This window comes from Rhizobium sp. PDO1-076, assembly GCF_000247475.1.
Classification (GTDB): Bacteria; Pseudomonadota; Alphaproteobacteria; order Rhizobiales; family Rhizobiaceae; genus Allorhizobium.
Window position 1 is genome coordinate 1 of sequence record NZ_AHZC01000246.1, and the last position, 1800, is coordinate 1800.

Below are 1800 nucleotides of genomic sequence, written 5' to 3' on the forward strand. Positions count from 1 at the left end.
GAGATACAGTCGCGGCGTCGACTGCCGTGTTGGACGAGCGACGGATGCGGCCGTTGCATACATCGACAAGAGAAATGCACGCGCTGAAAAGAGGTAATCAGCCGAAACTTGTATGATCTGCTACCCTTAGCAGATCATACGCGTAAGGCAAAGAAGGCAAATTGAAGCAACGGCTTGTCGAGCAAGCGACTGGCTATGCAAAAAGGCAGCAGCAGTCGGTCACAGTTTTAGCGTTGTATTTTAAGTTTTGCCCACGACGTTCGAAGTGACGCTGAAATCGATGAGATCCCGAGTGACCTACGGTGTGAAACGACGCAACCCAGATCTTGGCTTTGTCGCTGTGCCACATAGCGATAGGATGACATTGACGGCATTCTGGTCTGGTCGCATCAAAATACAAAAGCCTCGGTATGCATCGCCGTTCATTGTTGGGATTCTCGCGCATTGTCCTACAGGGGTGGCGCTGGTGGCTCTACAAGTTTACGTTTCCACGCCAAGTACCCTGCTCAGGAAGCACTTGTGAGTGGAAATGAAATTGGAGGCGGGCAGGATTGAAGCTGCCGGTGGGTGATCTATCAATGCAGACAGCAAAGTGAACTTTCGGGATGCAGGCAATTGATACTATATCGATCTCTTTTGCAGTACCTAAACCCCAGACCGACGACGAGTTGCTTTTTGCAATTGGGCAAGGCGATCTGAATGCTTTTGAACAAGTTCATGACCGCTACTTGCCGAAACTGATGCATTTCGCAGGGCGAATCACGGGTAGTTCGGAGGCTGCTGAGGAAGTTGCCAGTGACACCCTCATGGTGATCTGGAGAACAGCTGATCGTTTCGAGGGACGCGCAAAACCATCTTCTTGGATTTTTGGCATTGCCTACAGGCTGTCACTTAAACAGAGGCAGAGTATTGATCGACATAAGTGCGATGTTTTGCTGGACGAAGAATTGATCGACGACGACGAGGATACCGCCGCAATGATCATGCAACAGAAAGACATCGGCAGCGCGCTTGAGCAGCTCACTCCACAAATGTGCGCCGTCATTGAACTAACCTACTACAGTGGCTATCTATATAGCGAAATAGCAGAGATTCTCGGATGTACTGTGGGTACTGTGAAGACGCGGATGATGACAGCGCGCAAACGGCTCCGGGAGATGTTGTCTGACGATGCGCTAATTTTCCCGGAGAACGTCGTTGCTTGACTGCCGTCACTCATGCCCACATCAAGAAGAATGGGCGCTTATCCCCTGGTACGTGAACGGATCGTTGCCGCCTGAAGAGGCGGAGGTGGTCAGGCGGCACGTTTTGATCTGTGCCGAATGCGCTATCGAAGTTTTGCGACAGCAGCGGCTGTCCAAGCATGTCGTGACCGACACAGTTTTTGACACGTCCCTTGCGCCGAGTTGGGACGTGCTGAGTGCAGGATTCAGGGTTGAGCGGAACAGGATCACGTCGCAGCTCGGGGACTGGCATTGGCTTTGGGGAAATTGGGGGCCTTTTGCTCGGCGCAGAAACTGCCGCCGCATGCATCGTTGTAGCCGCTAAATGATTGCCGTAAACATTGAATTTCCCAGGTCGGCGCCAACGGATCAGATGCATCGTAGACGCTTCACTTTTGGACAGCCGCTGAACTCAAAATTAAGCAAACCTGCGCCGTCTGGCTTTGGGCTGCTGCTGGCCGAAACGCCAGCGTGGCCCTCCGATATTTTGTAGTCATAATGTCGCCTGATGGTTGGCAGCTCAATCAAGCAGGCCAGCCGCGATGCATAGGCACTCAAAGACTAGAGCGTCGGGCGA

Annotated in this window: 2 protein-coding genes; both read left to right on the top strand. The window is 52.4% G+C overall.

Annotated elements, in window-relative coordinates; translation table 11 throughout:
- The first annotated feature begins 605 nt into the window (after window positions 1-605).
- Window positions 606-1205 (top strand): RNA polymerase sigma factor, encoded by a 600-nt coding sequence (locus PDO_RS14250; RefSeq protein WP_052023457.1) that lies wholly within the window; start codon window positions 606-608, stop codon window positions 1203-1205.
- Window positions 1198-1548: a zf-HC2 domain-containing protein gene (locus tag PDO_RS29440; RefSeq protein WP_081593189.1), complete on the top strand. Its 351-nt coding sequence runs from the start codon at window positions 1198-1200 to the stop codon at window positions 1546-1548. Before PDO_RS14250 ends, PDO_RS29440 begins: the two co-directional genes overlap by 8 nt.
- The last annotated feature ends 252 nt before the right edge of the window (window positions 1549-1800 follow it).

Excerpts from the sequence above, each read along its gene's own strand:
- PDO_RS14250 (WP_052023457.1), top strand. The coding sequence starts at position 606 with ATGCAGGCAATTGATACTATATCGATCTCTTTTGCAGTACCTAAACCC.